The organism is Nocardioides sp. Leaf285 (genome assembly GCF_001422955.1).
Classification (GTDB): domain Bacteria; phylum Actinomycetota; class Actinomycetes; order Propionibacteriales; family Nocardioidaceae; genus Nocardioides; species Nocardioides kribbensis.
On record NZ_LMNH01000002.1, the window covers coordinates 524,798 to 540,322 of the forward strand.

General features: G+C 73.6%; 16 protein-coding genes and 1 tRNA gene. 13 read left to right on the forward strand and 4 right to left on the reverse strand.

From position 1 onward, the window contains the following. Positions 1–2 precede the first annotated feature (2 nt). Positions 3–1,199 (forward strand): NAD(P)/FAD-dependent oxidoreductase, encoded by a 1,197-nt coding sequence (locus ASF47_RS07680; RefSeq protein WP_156697794.1) that lies wholly within the window; start codon positions 3–5, stop codon positions 1,197–1,199. Between the two features lie 216 nt (positions 1,200–1,415). On the opposite strand, the gene ASF47_RS07685 is transcribed toward ASF47_RS07680, so the two are convergent. Together ASF47_RS07685 and ASF47_RS07690 are read right to left on the reverse strand one after the other, a co-directional pair. Beyond that, the gene (locus ASF47_RS07685) at positions 1,416–2,093 is read right to left on the reverse strand and encodes an SDR family NAD(P)-dependent oxidoreductase (protein WP_056863394.1); all 678 of its coding nucleotides are present in this window, start codon (positions 2,091–2,093) and stop codon (positions 1,416–1,418) included. A gap of 113 nt (positions 2,094–2,206) precedes the next feature. Then, complete coding sequence (locus tag ASF47_RS07690) at positions 2,207–2,920, reverse strand: helix-turn-helix transcriptional regulator (protein ID WP_056863395.1); 714 nt, start codon at positions 2,918–2,920, stop codon at positions 2,207–2,209. A gap of 162 nt (positions 2,921–3,082) precedes the next feature. Between ASF47_RS07690 and ASF47_RS21025 the strand changes: the two genes are divergently transcribed. From ASF47_RS21025 to ASF47_RS07705, 3 genes are all read left to right on the forward strand, one after another. Further along, on the forward strand, positions 3,083–3,499 hold the full coding sequence (locus ASF47_RS21025) for a hypothetical protein (RefSeq protein WP_056863396.1): 417 nt from the start codon (positions 3,083–3,085) through the stop codon (positions 3,497–3,499). After that, complete coding sequence (locus tag ASF47_RS07700) at positions 3,496–4,443, forward strand: DICT sensory domain-containing protein (RefSeq protein ID WP_056863397.1); 948 nt, start codon at positions 3,496–3,498, stop codon at positions 4,441–4,443. The genes ASF47_RS21025 and ASF47_RS07700 overlap by 4 nt, the downstream gene beginning before the upstream one ends. 95 nt (positions 4,444–4,538) lie before the next feature. Further along, the gene (locus ASF47_RS07705) at positions 4,539–5,714 is read left to right on the forward strand and encodes a glycosyltransferase 87 family protein (protein WP_056863398.1); all 1,176 of its coding nucleotides are present in this window, start codon (positions 4,539–4,541) and stop codon (positions 5,712–5,714) included. Positions 5,715–5,730: 16 nt separating this feature from the next. On the opposite strand, the gene ASF47_RS07710 is transcribed toward ASF47_RS07705, so the two are convergent. Beyond that, positions 5,731–5,803: transfer RNA gene (locus ASF47_RS07710), tRNA-Lys, on the reverse strand. Between the two features lie 335 nt (positions 5,804–6,138). On the opposite strand from ASF47_RS07710, the gene ASF47_RS07715 reads away from it, so the two are divergent. The 5 genes from ASF47_RS07715 to ASF47_RS07730 all read left to right on the forward strand — a co-directional run bounded on the left by ASF47_RS07715 (position 6,139) and on the right by ASF47_RS07730 (position 9,830). After that, the gene (locus ASF47_RS07715; RefSeq protein WP_056863399.1) at positions 6,139–6,342 is read left to right on the forward strand and encodes a cold-shock protein; all 204 of its coding nucleotides are present in this window, start codon (positions 6,139–6,141) and stop codon (positions 6,340–6,342) included. A 206-nt stretch (positions 6,343–6,548) separates the two neighbouring features. Then, the gene (locus ASF47_RS21030; RefSeq protein WP_156697795.1) at positions 6,549–6,755 is read left to right on the forward strand and encodes a hypothetical protein; all 207 of its coding nucleotides are present in this window, start codon (positions 6,549–6,551) and stop codon (positions 6,753–6,755) included. A 113-nt stretch (positions 6,756–6,868) separates the two neighbouring features. Continuing rightward, positions 6,869–7,171, forward strand: coding sequence for a metal-sensitive transcriptional regulator (locus tag ASF47_RS07720; protein ID WP_056863400.1), 303 nt, complete (start codon positions 6,869–6,871; stop codon positions 7,169–7,171). A 44-nt stretch (positions 7,172–7,215) separates the two neighbouring features. Continuing rightward, a complete protein-coding gene (locus ASF47_RS07725) occupies positions 7,216–7,422 on the forward strand; it encodes a heavy-metal-associated domain-containing protein (protein WP_056863582.1) in 207 nt (68 codons plus the stop codon). 95 nt (positions 7,423–7,517) lie between these two features. Next, positions 7,518–9,830, forward strand: coding sequence for a heavy metal translocating P-type ATPase (locus tag ASF47_RS07730; protein WP_056863401.1), 2,313 nt, complete (start codon positions 7,518–7,520; stop codon positions 9,828–9,830). 67 nt (positions 9,831–9,897) lie between these two features. On the opposite strand, the gene ASF47_RS07735 is transcribed toward ASF47_RS07730, so the two are convergent. Then, the gene (locus ASF47_RS07735; RefSeq protein ID WP_056863402.1) at positions 9,898–10,998 is read right to left on the reverse strand and encodes a hypothetical protein; all 1,101 of its coding nucleotides are present in this window, start codon (positions 10,996–10,998) and stop codon (positions 9,898–9,900) included. A gap of 43 nt (positions 10,999–11,041) precedes the next feature. On the opposite strand from ASF47_RS07735, the gene ASF47_RS07740 reads away from it, so the two are divergent. The 4 genes from ASF47_RS07740 to pstA all read left to right on the forward strand — a co-directional run bounded on the left by ASF47_RS07740 (position 11,042) and on the right by pstA (position 15,510). Continuing rightward, positions 11,042–11,998: an NUDIX hydrolase gene (locus tag ASF47_RS07740; protein ID WP_235558675.1), complete on the forward strand. Its 957-nt coding sequence runs from the start codon at positions 11,042–11,044 to the stop codon at positions 11,996–11,998. Between the two features lie 211 nt (positions 11,999–12,209). Then, positions 12,210–13,343 (forward strand): phosphate ABC transporter substrate-binding protein PstS, encoded by a 1,134-nt coding sequence (gene pstS / locus ASF47_RS07745; protein WP_056863403.1) that lies wholly within the window; start codon positions 12,210–12,212, stop codon positions 13,341–13,343. A 186-nt stretch (positions 13,344–13,529) separates the two neighbouring features. Beyond that, positions 13,530–14,423 carry a phosphate ABC transporter permease subunit PstC gene (gene pstC, locus ASF47_RS07750; protein ID WP_228942507.1) on the forward strand — a complete coding sequence of 298 codons (894 nt, stop codon included), beginning with the start codon at positions 13,530–13,532 and terminating at the stop codon, positions 14,421–14,423. Between the two features lie 4 nt (positions 14,424–14,427). Next, the gene (gene pstA / locus ASF47_RS07755; protein ID WP_056863404.1) at positions 14,428–15,510 is read left to right on the forward strand and encodes a phosphate ABC transporter permease PstA; all 1,083 of its coding nucleotides are present in this window, start codon (positions 14,428–14,430) and stop codon (positions 15,508–15,510) included. Positions 15,511–15,525 lie beyond the last annotated feature (15 nt).

The following is a 15,525-nucleotide window of genomic DNA, read 5'->3' on the forward strand; positions in this document are numbered from 1 at the left end:
ACGTGCACCACGACTACGACTTCCTCATCGTCGGCGGCGGCATGGTCGCCGACGCTGCGGCCAAGGGCATCCGCGAGCAGGGGAGCGAGGGCTCCATCGGCATCCTCGGCGAGGAGCCCACACCCCCCTTCCCGCGCCCGGCGCTGTCGAAGAAGCTCTGGACCGATCCCGACTTCACCTTCGACGACGCCGCCATGCACACCTCGGAGGAGACCGGCGCGACCTTCCACCTGGGCAGCCCGGTGACCGGCGTCGACACCGAGGCCCGTACGGCGACCACCGCGGCCGGCGACACCTTCGGCTACGGCACCCTGCTGGTGGCCACGGGCGGGCGCCCCCGCCGCATCGAGGGGCTGGAGCCCGGCGACCGGGTGCTCTACTTCCGCGACCTCGCCGACTACAACCGCCTGCGCGAGCTGGCCCAGGGCCGCCCGCGGGTCGTGGTCGTCGGCGGCGGCTACATCGGCAGCGAGATCGCTGCCGCGCTGTCGCAGCACGACTGCGAGGTCACCGTCGTGCACCCCGGCGAGGTGCTGGGCGACCACGTCTTCCCCGACGCGCTGGCGCGGCGCTTCGAGTCGCTCTTCACCGACGCCGGGGTGCGCGTCCACGGCGGCCTGAAGGCCGTCGGCGGGCGCGAGGACGGCGACACGGTCGTGGTCGAGCTCTCTGACGGGTCCTCGCTGGAGGCCGACGTCGTGGTGGTCGGCCTGGGCATCAGCCCCGACACCGACTTCCTGCCCGCTGACGTGGTCCGTGCCGACGACGGCGGCGTACGCGTCGACGAGCGGCTCACCACCTCCGTGCCGGGCGTGCTCGCCGCCGGCGACGTCGCCGAGTACCCCGACCGGATCCTGGGGCGCCGTCGCGTCGAGCACGTCGACAACGCCGGTGAGATGGGCTCCGCGGTGGGGCGGATCATGGCCGGCTCCACCGAGACCTACGACCACACGCCGATGTTCTACTCCGACGTGCTCGGTGTGGGCTACGAGGCGGTCGGCACCCTCGACGCCTCGCTGGAGACCGTCGTCGACGAGCGCGACGGGGGAGCGGTCGTCTACTACCTCGACGACGAGGAGGTGCGCGGCGTCCTGCTGTGGGACGTCGAGGTCGACGGCGGACTCGACCAGGCCCGCGCCCTCCTCGCCGAGCACGCCCGCCCCACCGACGCCGAGGCGCTCGTGGGCCGGATCGGCTGACGCCCGGGGGCCTCACCCGGGCCCCCTGACGACGACACCGCCCCGACACCCGGATCTCCAGGTGTCGGGGCGGTGCTGTGCGGGTAGGCTGCGTAGCGAGGCCCGCCCGGGTCCGGTCGTCCCCCCCACGTCCGGCCCGGGCGGGCCTCCCTGCACGCAGGACAGCGGGCATCCCGGTCGTGGCCGGGACGCCCGCTGCTGCTCGGCCGCTGCTGCTCAGTCCTCGCTGACCTGGGTGCGGAAGCCCGAGCGCTCGGCGTGCATCGTCCAGAGCTTCTCGGCCAGCACGTCGGGGTCCTTCTCGGGGTCGCCCTCGACGATCGCGCCGCCGATGATGAGCTGGGCCACGTGGATGCCCTCCTCGGCGAGCACCTCGTGCAGCAGCTCGGCGTAGGCGGCCTGACCGGCGAAGGCGATCGAGGTGCCGGTGACGTTGCGTCCGGGCTTGACGGCGGAGCCGCCGTTGACGAAGAGGATCGTGCCGCGGCCCTCACCGTCCTCCCTGGGCAGGAAGCGCATGCCGGGCACGACCTGGTGCACGGCGGCGACGGGGCCGTAGATGGAGAACTCGACCGGTCCGACGAGGTCGGCGGGAGTGGTCTCCAGCACCGGTCGCATGAAGTCCTTCTGCGGCAACGGGCTGTACTGGAGCACCTCGATGGGTCCGAGGGTCTCGGTCACCTGCTCGAGGGCGGCGGCGATCGAGGCGGGGTCGCGCACGTCGGCGGCGAAGCCCTGGGCCTGCACGCCGTCACCGGCGAGGTCCTCGGCCAGCAGGTCGAGACGGGCCTGGTTGCGCGAGATCAGACCGACGCTGAAGCCCTCGCGCCCGAAGCGCCGGGCGACGGCGGCGCCGAGGCCACGCCCGGCCCCGACGATGGCGATCGTGGTCATGCGGTGGCCTCCTGCGGGTGGATGTCATGGGTCATGACATCCACGGTGCCCCGGGGCCGGGGGGTGCAGGAGACCCAAGCGGGTGACCGGGCCCGGCGGGCCCGGCGGTCCGGTCAGGAGGCGGAGACGTCCACCAGACCGCCGCGGGCCGGCTCCATGCCCAGGCCGTGGCGCAGGCCCCAGGCCACGGCCTGGGTGCGGCGCTCGACACCGATCTTGCGGTAGGCGCCACGGATGTAGGTCTTCACCGAGTTGATCGAGAGGTAGAGCTGCTTGCCGATCTCGACGTTGGTGTGACCCTGGGTCACCAGCGAGAGGATCTCGGCCTCGCGGGGGGTGAGCCCGGCGCGGGCGCCGTTGGCGGTGGCGCCGACCACGGCGTGCGGGGTGCGGTCGAGCGGGCGGCTGGGGCGGGCCGCCGTCGGGGTCGTGCGCAGCGCACGCTCGATGGCGTCGACGAGCTCGTCGGCACCGAGCGTCTTCGACAGGCGCACCTGGGCGCGGCTGCTGCCGGGCGCCTGCGGGTCGCGCCAGGTGTAGACCACGGGGCGGGCCTGGCCGGAGGTGGCGAGGCGACGCACGAGGTTCTGCCCGGTCTGCGAGAGCTTGACGGGCTCGTAGAGCACCACGTCGACCGCGGCCGGGTCGTCGAGGGCGGTCTCGGTGTCGACGAGCTGGACCCGGTCGGCGTGGGGGGCGAGCAGGGAGGCCACGCCGGCGGCGACGAAGGGGTGGTCGTCGACCAGCGCCACGACGAGCGGCCGCTTCTGCGGGACGGCGTGGATGCCGCTCGTGCGGGGCTTGTGGGAGGTGGTGGTGAGGTTCATGGTTCTGCCGCTCCTGGGTTCTCGGGCCGACACCCGGGCTGAAACCTAGACAAGGTGTTGGGACTTATATTCCAAACTTAGACAGACTGTGTCAAGATCATCCACAGTTCGACACGAAAGTTCGACAGCGAGTCGAAGCCCCCGCTCGACGAGAGGCCCCAGATGACCGAGCAGCGACACGACCACGGTGCGTGCTCCACCTCCATCGACTCCCTGCTGCGCGCCACGGCCCGTGGCGACGAGGCCGCCTTCGGCCGGCTCTACGACCGCAGCGTGCGACTCGTGCTCGGCGAGACCGTCCGACGCTGCTCGGCCCGCGGCGTCACCATCGACGACTGCGCCGGTCGCGCGCTGGCCGAGGACCTCGTCGTCTCGGTCTACCTCGACGTGTGGGCCCGCGCCGGTCAGTACGCCGCCGGCGGCCACGGCGGCCACGGCGGACTGCGCAGCGCCGAGCGGCCGGTGACCTCGGCGCGTCCCGACCCCTGGCGCTGGCTCTTCGACCTGGTCGCGGCGCGGGTCGAGGCCGACCTGGCCTCGGGCTCCACCGCCGGCGCGCGGCTGCGGGACGCGTCGTGAGCGGCCAGGCCGGCGGCGCCCCTGCGTCGTCGCTGCCCCCCGGGAGCGCCCACGGCGCCGGCCTGACCGTCAGCGACCTGGCCGAGCGCACGGGCGTGGCCGCCGCCACCCTGCGCGCCTGGGAGAGCCGCTACGGCTTCCCGGTGCCCGAGCGGCGCCCCAGCGGCCACCGTCGCTACGCCGAGGCCGACGTGCGCGCGGTCGAGGGGGTCCTGGCCCGGCGCGAGTCGGGGCTGACCCTGTCGGCGGCGATCGAGGAGGTCCGCCGCGAGCGGGAGGCCGAGGAGGAGCCGCGCGGGACGTCGGCGCGGCCGCAGTCGGTCTTCGCGACCGTGCGTGCGGGACACCCCCACATCCCGGTGCAGCGGCTGGGCAAGTCCACGCTGCTCGCCCTGTCCTGGGCCATCGAGGACGAGTTCTGCGCCGTCGCCGACCGCCCGCACCTCTTCGCCGCCTTCCAGCAGGCCCAGCACTACCGCGCCGCCGAGCGTCGCTGGGGCGAGCTGGCCCGGCTCTCGCGCTCGGCGTGGGTCTACGCCGACTTCCCCGACCACGGCGAGGAGCCGGACGGTCCCGACGTACGCCTGCTCGACGGGCCGACGCGGGTCACGCTCGACCAGCGCTCGCCGCTGCTGCGGGAGTGGGCGCTGGTGTGCGACTCCCAGGAGCTGCCCGCGCTGCTCAGCGCCTGGGAGCTGCCCGGCCAGGACCGTGTGCCCGACCGGCAGCGGATGTTCGAGTGCGTGCTGTCCTTCGAGCCCTCCGCGGTGCGCGCGGCGTCGCGCTGCTTCCTCGACGCCGCCGGCGAGGCCGGTGTCGGGTCGGCCGCCCCCGTGCTCCGCGAGCTCGACTCGACGGCGCTGGCCGACCCGACCGACCTGGCCTCGGTCAGCACCCTGGTGGCCCGGCTCCTCGGCTACGTCGACCGTCTCTCCTCCCGCTGATAGCCGCCTGACCCGCCCGGTCTCGTCGCGCCCCGTTCACGACGGGGTCGCGGCGGGGTCGGCGCCACGTCCTCGGGCGCTCCTAGCGTCGCGGGATGACCCGCCTGGAGCCCACCCCCGCCACCCGGGACCACCTGCTCACGCCCGGGGTCGTGCTCGCCGCCACCGGCGGCCTGGTGCTGGTGGTCGTCTCGGCAGCGCTCCTGCAGGTGCACCGGGGCTTCCTCGACCTCGAGGTCTACGCCTTCGGCGCGCGGACCCTGCTCGACGGGGGCCACCTCTACGACGGGGACGACCCGGCCACCGGTCTGCCGTTCACCTACCCGCCCTTCGCGGCGTTGCTGATGGCCGGGCTCGCGCTCCTGCCCCTGCCGGTCTCGGCCGCGCTGTGGGCGGCGACCGGCGTGCTCGCGCTGGCCCTGGTGGTGCACGTCGTGCGACCCGCTCTCGAGCCGTGGGCCGTCCTCGGCGTGTGCGTCGCGGCGCTGGCCCTCGAGCCGGTGCGCGAGACGCTGACCTTCGGGCAGGTCAACCTCCTCCTCATGGCGCTGGTCGTCGTCGACCTGCTCGGTCCGCGCCACCGGTGGAGCGGCGCACTCGTCGGGCTGGCCGCCGCGGTCAAGCTGACCCCGCTCGTCTTCGTGGTCCTGCTGCTCGGCACCGGGAGGCGGGGAGACGCCGCCCGCGCCGTGGCGGCGGTGGTGGGAGCGGGGGTGGTCGGGGCGCTCGTGGCCCCGCGGTCCTCGTGGGACTACTGGACTTCGGTGCTCGCCGATCCCGAGCGGCCGGGCAGCCCGGCCTTCGCCACCAACCAGTCGGTGAGCGGTGTGCTGGCCCGCGCGCTCGGCGGGCCGGCGCCGACCCTGCTGTGGCTGGTCGTCGCCGGCGCGGTCTCCCTCGGCGTGCTCGCTCTCGGCTGCGTCTGGTGGCGTCGTGGCGACCCCGCGCTCGGGGTCGGCCTGGCCGCCGTGGCCATGCTGCTCGCCTCACCGATCTCGTGGTCGCACCACTGGGTGTGGGCGCTGCCGGTGGCGCTGGTGCTGCTGGAGCGCGGGCCGCGGTGGGCCGCCGCGGGCTGGGCGGCGGTGTTCGTGCTCGCCCCCTTCTGGCTGCTGCCCCACCGCGACGACGCGGAGTACGCCTGGGGCCCGGCCCAGCAGGTGGTCGGCAGCGCCTACGTCGTGGCCGGTCTGCTGCTCGCGGCGGGGGCGGCGCTCGCGCTGGGCCTCGCGCGTCCCGCGCGCCCACCCTCTCCGTCCGACGACGACTGAGGCGGCACGGTCGCGGTAGGCCCCGTGGGACTCGAACCCACAACCAAGAGATTAAAAGTCTCCTGCTCTGCCCATTGAGCTAGGGGCCCGCCGTCGCCGAGCGACGGAGCGGCCAGTATCACCCATGCGCTCCCAGACCCCGCTGGTGCGGTGCGGTGCACCCGTCCGTCACGCTCCTGACGCCGAACCTTCACGGGGTCGATCCACAAAGTCTCGTCCGGATCGTTCGGTTCCGGCTCCGGCGGGGTAGGGTCGGTGCTAGCAACAGATGCAAGTTCCAGCTGGTCTGACGCCTGCGGAGTTTGTGATCCAACGGCGTTTCTGCTTTGTGGTGTTCCACTAGGTCGGAGCGACGTGTCACCGCATCAGTTGTGGGGTCGTCGAAGTGACGGCCTCTCGTTCCGATAACAGGAGTAACGAGCACATGGCTCAAGGCACCGTGAAGTGGTTCAACGCTGAGAAGGGCTTCGGCTTCATTGCGCAGGAGGACGGCGGCGACGACGTCTTCGTGCACTACTCGGCGATCCAGACCCAGGGCTACAAGTCCCTCGACGAGAACCAGAAGGTCGAGTTCGACGTCACCCAGGGCCCCAAGGGCCCCCAGGCGGAGAACGTTCGCCCCGTCTGATCCAGACGTGCACCGGTCGGCCCGCTGACCGGTGAAGCACCACCCGAGGCCCCACCCCCGTTCCCGGGGGTGGGGCCTCGTGCGTGCGTCGGGTCCCGTCCGCGGGGCCCTGCGGCGCACGTGTGGGCCATGTCGCACCACCCGATATGACCAGATCGGCCCCCGCCGGGTTTGATCCTGGGGGTCGTCGGGCACGCTTGGTCCTGATGAACAGGTACGAGGTGAGCGGGGGAGCGGTGCACGATCAGTTCGATGTGTCGCTCGAGGACGCCGACCTGCTCGGCGAGGTCGAGCTGACCACCAACCTCATCATCGCTGCGAGCGAGTCCGACGAGCACCTGTCGCAGACGACGATCGACGAGATCCTCGGGATCGACGCCGCCGACGCCCAGCCCGGCACCCAGGCCGGCTGACCCGTCCCCCTGCGTCTCCCGCACCCGCGCTCGTGCGGGTGCTCCGGTGCGCCCGCGCGCCCCGAGACGCCGACGCCTTGAGGTCGATACCCTAGGGGGGTATCGTCGAGGGTATGGACGAGGCGACCGGCCACCAGCACGGCTACATCCAGCGCAAGGACGACTACCTCAAGCGGCTGCGCCGCATCGAGGGCCAGGCCCGCGGCCTGCAGCGGATGGTCGAGGAGGAGAAGTACTGCATCGACATCCTCACGCAGGTCTCCGCGATGACCAAGGCGCTGCACGCCGTCTCGATCGGGCTGCTGGAGGAGCACATGAACCACTGCGTCGTCGACGCCGCGCGCGCCGGCGACGACGAGGCCCGCGAGAAGGTCGCCGAGGCCGTCGAGGCGATCGCCCGACTGGTCCGCTCGTGACCGCCCACCACCGGCAGCAGCACCACGACAGCGAGGAGCACGAGATGAGCACCACCAGCACCTGGACCGTGACCGGCATGACCTGCGGCCACTGCGTCGCCTCGGTCACCGAGGAGCTCGAGGAGATCGACGGGGTCGAGCAGGTCGAGGTGACCCTCGAGGGCGGCCGCGTGGAGGTCACCAGTGGGCGCGAGCTGACCCGTGACGAGGTCGAGGCCGCCGTCGCCGAGGCGGGCTACGCCCTGGCCTGAGCCGCACCCCCACCCACTGCAGCACCCACCCCGGCCCCACCTCCGACCCACCTCACCCCACCCACCACGTCGCCCCACGCAGGGAGGAGCCCGCGATGAGCACGCCCGACCTGGAGCACCCGGCCAGCCGCCCGGCCGACCACGAGGTCGACCTGGAGATCTCCGGGATGACCTGCGCGTCGTGCGCGAACCGGATCGAGCGCAAGCTCAACAAGCTCGAGGGCGTGAGTGCGAGCGTCAACTACGCCACCGAGAAGGCCCACGTCGTCGCGCCCCCCGAGGTCAGCGTCGAGGACCTGCTGGCCACCGTCGCCGCCGCGGGCTACGCCGCCACCCCTCCACCGTCACCTGCTGACCGCAGGACCGACGGGGGCGAGGGTGCCGACGGCCCCGGCAGCCACGAGGAGCGTGCCGACGCCGAGCTCGGGGCGCTGCGCCTGCGGCTGCTGGTCTCCGTGGCGCTGAGCCTGCCGGTGGTGGCGATGGCGATGGTGCCGCCGCTGCAGGTCGACGGCTGGCAGTGGGTCTCGCTGGTCCTGGCCACGCCGGTCGTGCTGTGGGGTGCCTGGCCCTTCCACCGTGCCGCGCTCGTCAACCTGCGCCACGGCGCCACGACCATGGACACCCTGGTCTCGGTCGGGGTCACCGCGGCCTACGCCTGGTCGGTGGTGGCGCTGGTCTTCGGCAGTGCCGGGGAGAGGGGCATGACCCACGGCTTCGAGCTCGGGGTCGGGCGCAGCGACGGTCTGGGCAACATCTACCTCGAGGCCGCCACCGGGGTCACGACCTTCCTGCTGGCCGGGCGCTGGTTCGAGAAGCGCTCCAAGCGGCGCGCCGGCGACGCCCTGCGGGCCCTGCTCGAGCTCGGGGCCAAGGACGTCACCGTGCTGCGCGGCGACGTCGAGACCACCGTGCCGGCGGCGAGCCTCGCGGTCGGGGACGTCTTCGTCGTCCGCCCGGGTGAGAAGGTCGCCACCGACGGCGTCGTCGAGCGCGGCACCTCCGCCGTCGACGCCTCGCTGCTCACCGGCGAGCCGGTGCCGGTGGAGGTCGGTCCGGGCGACGAGGTCACCGGGGCCACGGTCAACGCCGGCGGCCGCCTGGTCGTGCGGGCCACGCGGGTCGGCGCCGACACCCAGCTGGCCCAGATGGCGCGTCTGGTGGAGGAGGCGCAGAGCGGCAAGGCCGAGGTGCAGCGCCTGGCCGACCGGGTCTCGGCGGTCTTCGTGCCGCTGGTGATCGCGCTCAGCCTCGCCACGCTCGCCGCCTGGCTGCTGCTCGGCTTCCCGGCCGCGTCGGCGTTCACGGCGGCGGTCGCGGTGCTGATCATCGCCTGTCCGTGCGCGCTGGGCCTGGCCACGCCGACCGCGCTGCTGGTCGGCACCGGCCGCGGCGCCCAGCTGGGCATCGTCATCCGCGGCCCCGAGATGCTCGAGTCGACGCGCCGGGTGCAGACGGTGCTGCTCGACAAGACCGGCACGGTGACGACCGGCCGCATGACCCTGGTCGACGTCGTCGCCGCCCCCGGCACCCCCGAGCACCTCGTACGACGCACCGCCGCGGCCCTCGAGGCCGGCTCCGAGCACCCGATCGCCCGCGCGGTCGTGGCCGGTGCGCAGCAGGGTCACGCCGCGGAGGGGCCGCTCCCGCGGGTCGAGGGCTTCGCCAACCGCGAGGGTCTCGGAGTCGTCGGCACGGTCGTCGAGGCCGGCGCCCCCGCGGCCCCCGCGGTCATCGGGCGCCTCACGCTGCTGGAGCAGGAGGGTCTCGGCGTGCCCGGGGCCGTCCGCGCCGCGGTCGAGACGGCGGAGGCCTCCGGGCGCACCCCGGTGGTCGTCGGGTGGGACGGCGAGGCGCGCGGCGTCCTGGTCGTCTCCGACACCGTCAAGCCGGGGGCGGCCCAGGCCGTGGCCGAGCTGCGGGCGCTGGGCCTGGATCCCGTGCTGCTCACCGGCGACCACGAGCGGGCGGCGCGCGCCGTGGCCGCCGAGGTCGGCATCGAGCGCGTGGTGGCCGGGGTCCTGCCCGCGGGCAAGGTGGAGGAGGTGCGGCGGCTGCAGGAGCAGGGGGTGGTCGTCGCCATGGTCGGCGACGGCGTCAACGACGCCGCCGCGCTGGCCCGGGCCGACCTCGGCATCGCGCTCGGCACCGGCACCGACGTGGCCATGCAGGCCGCCGACCTGACGCTGGTCAGCGGCGACCTGCGGACCGCGGCGACCGCCGTACGGCTGGCGCGGCGGACCCTGGGCACCATCCGGGTCAACCTCTTCTGGGCCTTCGCCTACAACGTCGCGGCGCTCCCGCTGGCCGCTCTGGGCCTACTGACCCCGATGATCGCGGGGGCCGCGATGGCGCTCTCGTCGGTCGTGGTCGTCTCCAACAGCCTGCGGCTGCGCGCCTTCCGCTGAGCGACCGGACCCGACCGGCCCGGACCTGGCGGGCCCGGACCTGGCGGGCGCGGACCCGGCGGGCGGGTCAGCAGGTGGCGAAGAGGACCGGGCCGGTCGAGAGGTCCGACAGCACGAAGGAGCCCTCGGCGGGCGTGAGGTCGGCGACGACCAGCGGGCCGTCGGCGGTGACGGAGTCGACGGCGAAGCGGTCGGTGAAGTCGCCGCCCTGGCCCGGCGCCGGCCCCTCCAGGAGGGTGGCGCGCGCGTCGGCGTTGCGGCGGGCGCGGTCGTCGTCGGAGAAGCCCAGCACGAGGCGGGCGCTGAGGCCGGGCTCGAGCGCGAGCGCGAAGACCTCCAGCGGGTCGACCTCCCCGGCGGCCCCGACCAGACGCTCACCCTCGGCCTGCTCGGCGGGGTCGGCCTGACCCATCGCCAGCGACGCGCACGCGAACTCCCCGGGGTAGACGGCGGCGGCCAGGGGGTCGCCCCCGGAGGAGCCGTCGACGAGCGCGTCGACGGCGCGGGACACGTCGTCGTCGGTGCCGTCGTCGTCGAGGCCGTCGACGACCGAGGCGAGGTAGGCGGCGTCGTCGCCGGTCACGACGAGGTCGCGCTCGGCGACGAGGGCGACGTACTGCAGGGTGGGCGAGGCGTTGTAGCCGGTCTCGAGCGAGGCCCGGGCGAGGGCGTCGGCGCCCTCCCACACCCCGTCGTCGGACTCCGGGCGGGTGTAGCCGAGGCCCTCGAGCCGCTCGCCGAGCGCCTCGACGTCGGTGCCCTCGGCCAGCCCGACGAGGTCGGCGCCCCCGGTGGTGGACTGGGTGAAGAGCTCCCACTCCACGCTGGCCGGCGACCAGCCGAGCTCCTGCTGCAGCAGCGAGGCCGACTCGGCCTGTGCCGTGGTCGAGGCCAGGTCGAGGTCGTAGGCCTCGGAGAGGAAGTCCTCGACCTGCTCGGGGCTGGAGGAGGCGTCGACGGCGGAGCCGACCTCGGCGCGCACCCCGGCCCAGTCGGTCCAGGAGTAGCGCTGCACGTCGTCGGGCGCCAGCGCGACGGCACGCCGCAGGTCGCTGTCGCCGCCGCCCCACACGTGCAGCGCCACCGCGGCGCCGCCGCCGACCAGCACGAGCACGACCGCCACCGCCACGACGAGCCGCACCGGCACACGGCGGGTGGCACGGGGCACGGCGGTCCTCCTCGGGGGCGGGCGGTGGTGTGAGACTACGGGCATGGCCTCCTCCCCGCCCCAGGGCGTCCGGGCTCCGTCCGGCTCCTCCGCGAGCTCGATGGCGCGCTCGCTCGCGCGGCGCGCGGAGGTGCCGGCCGGCGACGTCAGGGCCGCCGGGGCGGTGGTCTTCCGCCCGGGGCGGCAGGTCCTGCTGGTGCACCGCGGGCGCTACGACGACTGGTCCTTCCCCAAGGGCAAGCTCGACCGCGGCGAGCACGAGACGACCGCCGCGGTGCGCGAGGTGGCCGAGGAGACCGGGCTGCACGTGCGGCTGGGCCCGCCCCTGCGCGACCAGCGCTACACCGTCGCGCGCGGCACCAAGACCGTCCACTACTGGGCCGGACGCGTCGTGGGCGACGACGACGTCAGCGGCTACGCCGTCAACGACGAGATCGACGCCGTCGAGTGGGTCGACCGCGACGAGGCCGTCATCCGGCTGAGCTACGACCGCGACCGCGCGACGCTGCGGGAGGCCCTCGGCGTGCGTCGCCGCACGCAGGCGCTGGTCGTGCTGCGCCACGCCTCGGCCCGCTCGCGCAAGGCTTGGCGCGGCGACGACCGCGACCGTCCGCTCCTCCAGGCCGGTCGCGCCCACGCCCTGCGGCTGGTGCCGGCGCTGGCGGCGTACGACGTGGGCCGGGTGGTGAGCTCGCCGGCGCTGCGCTGCCGGGAGACGGTGGCGCCCTTCGCCGAGACCGTCGGGGTCGGGCCCGAGCGCGACGACCGGCTCTCCGAGGAGGATGCGCGCGGCGCCGGGGTGCGCGCGCTCGTGGAGCAGCTCGTCGCCGACGGGGGCCGGACCCGGCGCGGGGCCCTGCTGTGCACCCACCGGCCGGTGCTGCCGAAGGTCTTCGCGGCCCTGGGCCTGCCCGACCCGGCGCTCGACCCCGGCGAGCTGGTCGTGGTGCACCTGCGCAAGGGCCGGGTGCTGGCCGGCGAGCGCCACCGGGTGCGCTAGACCGCTGAGTTGACAGACCCCCTTAGTTCACCGCGACGGTCGGGATCAAGGGCGGACGGCCGGGTTCACGTGATGTACGCCGCAGTGCCCGCCAGGTGTCACGGAACGGGCGGGACGCGTTCACGCCACGTTCACCGACGGCCACGGATCCGTCCACCTGCGCTGCCTACCTTCCTGGCGTCCCCACATCTGAGACTTCAGGAGCAACGAAGTGAAGCGCACTTCCATCCGCCGCGTGATCGTGCCCGGCATCGCAGCGATGACCCTCGCTCTGGCCGGCTGCGCCGCCGGCAACGAGACCGACTCCGGCTCCACCGGCTCCGACGGCGACAGCGCGTCGAGCGACGTGAGCGTCGAGGGCCAGTACACGATCGGTGGTGCGTCCTCCCAGGAGGCCGCCCAGCTCGCGTGGACCACCGGCTTCAGCGACGTGCAGCCCGGCGCGACCGTGACCTACGAGCCGGTCGGCTCGGGCGGCGGCCGGGAGAACTTCATCTCCGGCGCCTACCTCACCGCGGGCTCCGACGCCTACCTCGTCGACGAGGCCCCCGACAACGAGCTGACCGCCGCCACCGAGCGCTGCGAGGGCGAGGCCCCCATCGAGGTGCCGAACTACGTCAGCCCGATCGCGATCATCTTCAACGTCGACGGCGTCGACGAGCTCAACCTCTCCCCGGAGACCCTCGCCGGCATCTTCGCCGGCGAGATCACCGAGTGGAACGACCCGGCCATCGAGGCCGACAACCCCGACGCCGACCTGCCCTCGGCGACGATCAACCCCGTGCACCGCTCCGACGAGTCGGGCACCACGGAGAACTTCACCAACTACCTCAGCGTCGCCGCCGGCGACACCTGGACCGAGGGTGCGGTCGAGACCTGGCCGCAGGCCTTCGGCGGCGAGGGCGCCCAGGGCACCTCCGGCGTGGTGAGCGCCGTGACCGACGGCCAGAACGCGATCGGCTACGCCGACGCCAGCCAGGCCGGCGACCTGCCCGCCGCCAACATCGGGGTCGGCTCCGACTTCGTCGAGCCCTCCGCCGAGGCGGCCGCCAACATCCTCGCGGTCTCGCCGGCCGCCGAGGACGCCGGTGAGAACCAGCTGATCTTCGACCTCGACTACACCACCGACGAGGCCGACACCTACCCGATCGTGCTGACCTCCTACATGATCGCGTGCCCGACCTACCCCGAGCAGGCCGACGCCGACTTCGTGAAGGCCTACCTGTCCTACGTCCTCAGCGAGGAGGGCCAGCAGTTCGGTGCCGACGAGGCCGGCGTGGCCCCGCTCGCCCCGGAGCTCGAGGAGCAGGCCCTCGCGATCGTCGACACGATCACGGCCGGCTGACACCGACGTGACCCTCGGGGGTCCGGGCCCTGGACTTCGAGCCCTTGATCGCGACCTGCACCTCGCGCCCGAGCCACACGGCAGCACGAGCGGCCCCGACGGGGCCACCGAACCAGGGGGACCCAGGTGACCAGCACCAGCACCGAGCCACGTGGGGGGCCGACCGAGCCCCTCGAGGACCAGGTGGTGAGCCGACGCGGTGACGTCGTCTTCGCCGGCCTCGCCCGCGGGGCGGGCCTGCTGATCATGCTGGCCCTCGCCGGCGTGGCGCTCTTCCTGCTCCTGCAGAGCATCCCCGCCTTCTCGGCGAGCGGCGACCAGGCCTACGGCAAGGACAACATCGTCCTCTACGTCTGGCCGCTGCTCTACGGCACCGTGATCGCCGCGGTCATCGCGCTGATCATCGCCACCCCGCTGGCCATCGGCGTCGCACTGGTCATCTCGCACTACGCGCCGCGGCGCCTGGCGCGCTACATCGGCTACGCCATCGACCTGCTCGCCGCCGTGCCCAGCGTCGTCTACGGCCTGTGGGGCCGCGAGACGCTGCAGTCGTGGGTCTTCCCCGTCTACCAGTGGCTGGCCGACAACCTCGGCTTCATCCCGCTCTTCGCCGGCCCGGTGACCACCGGCCGCACGATCCTCACCGCCGGCGTCGTGCTCGCGGTGATGGCGCTGCCGATCATCACCGCGCTGTGCCGCGAGGTCTTCGCCCAGACCCCGCGCATGCACGAGGAGGCCGCCCTGGCCCTCGGCGCCACGCGCTGGGAGATGATCCGGATGACGGTCTTCCCCTACTCGCGCTCGGGGGTCACCTCGGCGGTCATGCTCGGCCTGGGTCGTGCGCTCGGCGAGACCATGGCCGTGGCGATGGTGCTGGCGGCCTCGGGCGTCATCACGATCAACCTGATCTCCTCGCAGAACCCCTCCACGATCGCCGCGAGCATCGCGCTGAACTACTCCAACGCCTCCGGCATCAAGACCAACGTGCTGATCTTCGGCGGGCTCGTGCTCTTCGTCGTGACCTTCGCCGTCAACTTCCTCGGCCGCTGGCTCGCCGCCCGCGGCCAGGCCAAGGGGTGACCCCGTGACCGATCTCCAGACCCGTCCCTCGCCGGCCCCCGGCGAGAGCATCACCCTGACCCGCCCGCAGCTGCCCGGCTGGGCCCCGGCCGTCGCCGCCCTGGTCGCCTTCGGCCTGGCCGCGCTCGTCGGCCTGCTGCTGGGCTGGGGCCCCGTGCCGGTCGTCGTGGTCGGCTGGATCCTGCTCGTCGTGGCCCTCCCGGCCTGGTCGACCGCCGTCGAGGGCTCGCGCAAGGGCACCGACCGCCTGGTCACCACCGTCGTGTGGACCACCTTCGCCGTGGCGATGATGCCGCTCGTGGCCGTGATCTGGGAGGTGATCAGCCGCGGCGCCCCGGCGCTGTCGGTGGAGTTCCTGACCTTCTCCCAGGACGGCGTCCTCGGCGAGGGCGGCGGCATCTACCACGCCATCATGGGCACGCTGATCATCACCGCGATCGCCACGGTGATCTCGGTGCCGATCGGCGTGCTGGCCGCGATCTACCTCATCGAGTACGGCAAGGGGAGCCGGCTGGCGCGCGTGCTGACCTTCCTGGTCGACGTCATGACCGGCATCCCCTCCATCGTGGCGGGGCTCTTCGCGCTGGCCCTCTTCACGCTGATCTTCGGCCCCGGCACCCGCATGGCCATCGGCGGCTCGATCGCGCTGTCGGTGCTGATGATCCCCATCGTGGTGCGCGCCACCGAGGAGATGCTCAAGCTCGTGCCCGACGAGCTGCGCGAGGCCTCCTACGCGCTGGGCGTGCCGAAGTGGCGCACGATCACCAAGGTCGTGCTGCCCACCGCCATCGGCGGCATCATCACCGGCGTCACGCTCGCCGTCGCCCGGGTGGCGGGGGAGACCGCGCCGCTGCTGCTCATCGTCGGCACGCTGCGCTCCACCAACTTCAACCCCTTCGAGGGCAGCATGGCCACCCTTCCCGTGCTGATCTTCTCCGAGGCGACCCGCGGCGGACTCGCGGAGTACGTCCCCTTCCAGGTCGAGCGCGCCTGGGGCGCGGCGCTCGTGCTGATCACCATCGTGATGCTGCTCAACGTCATCGCCCGCGTGCTCGGCAGCTTCTTCGCCCCCAAGACCGGCCGCTGACCGCGGCACCCTGAG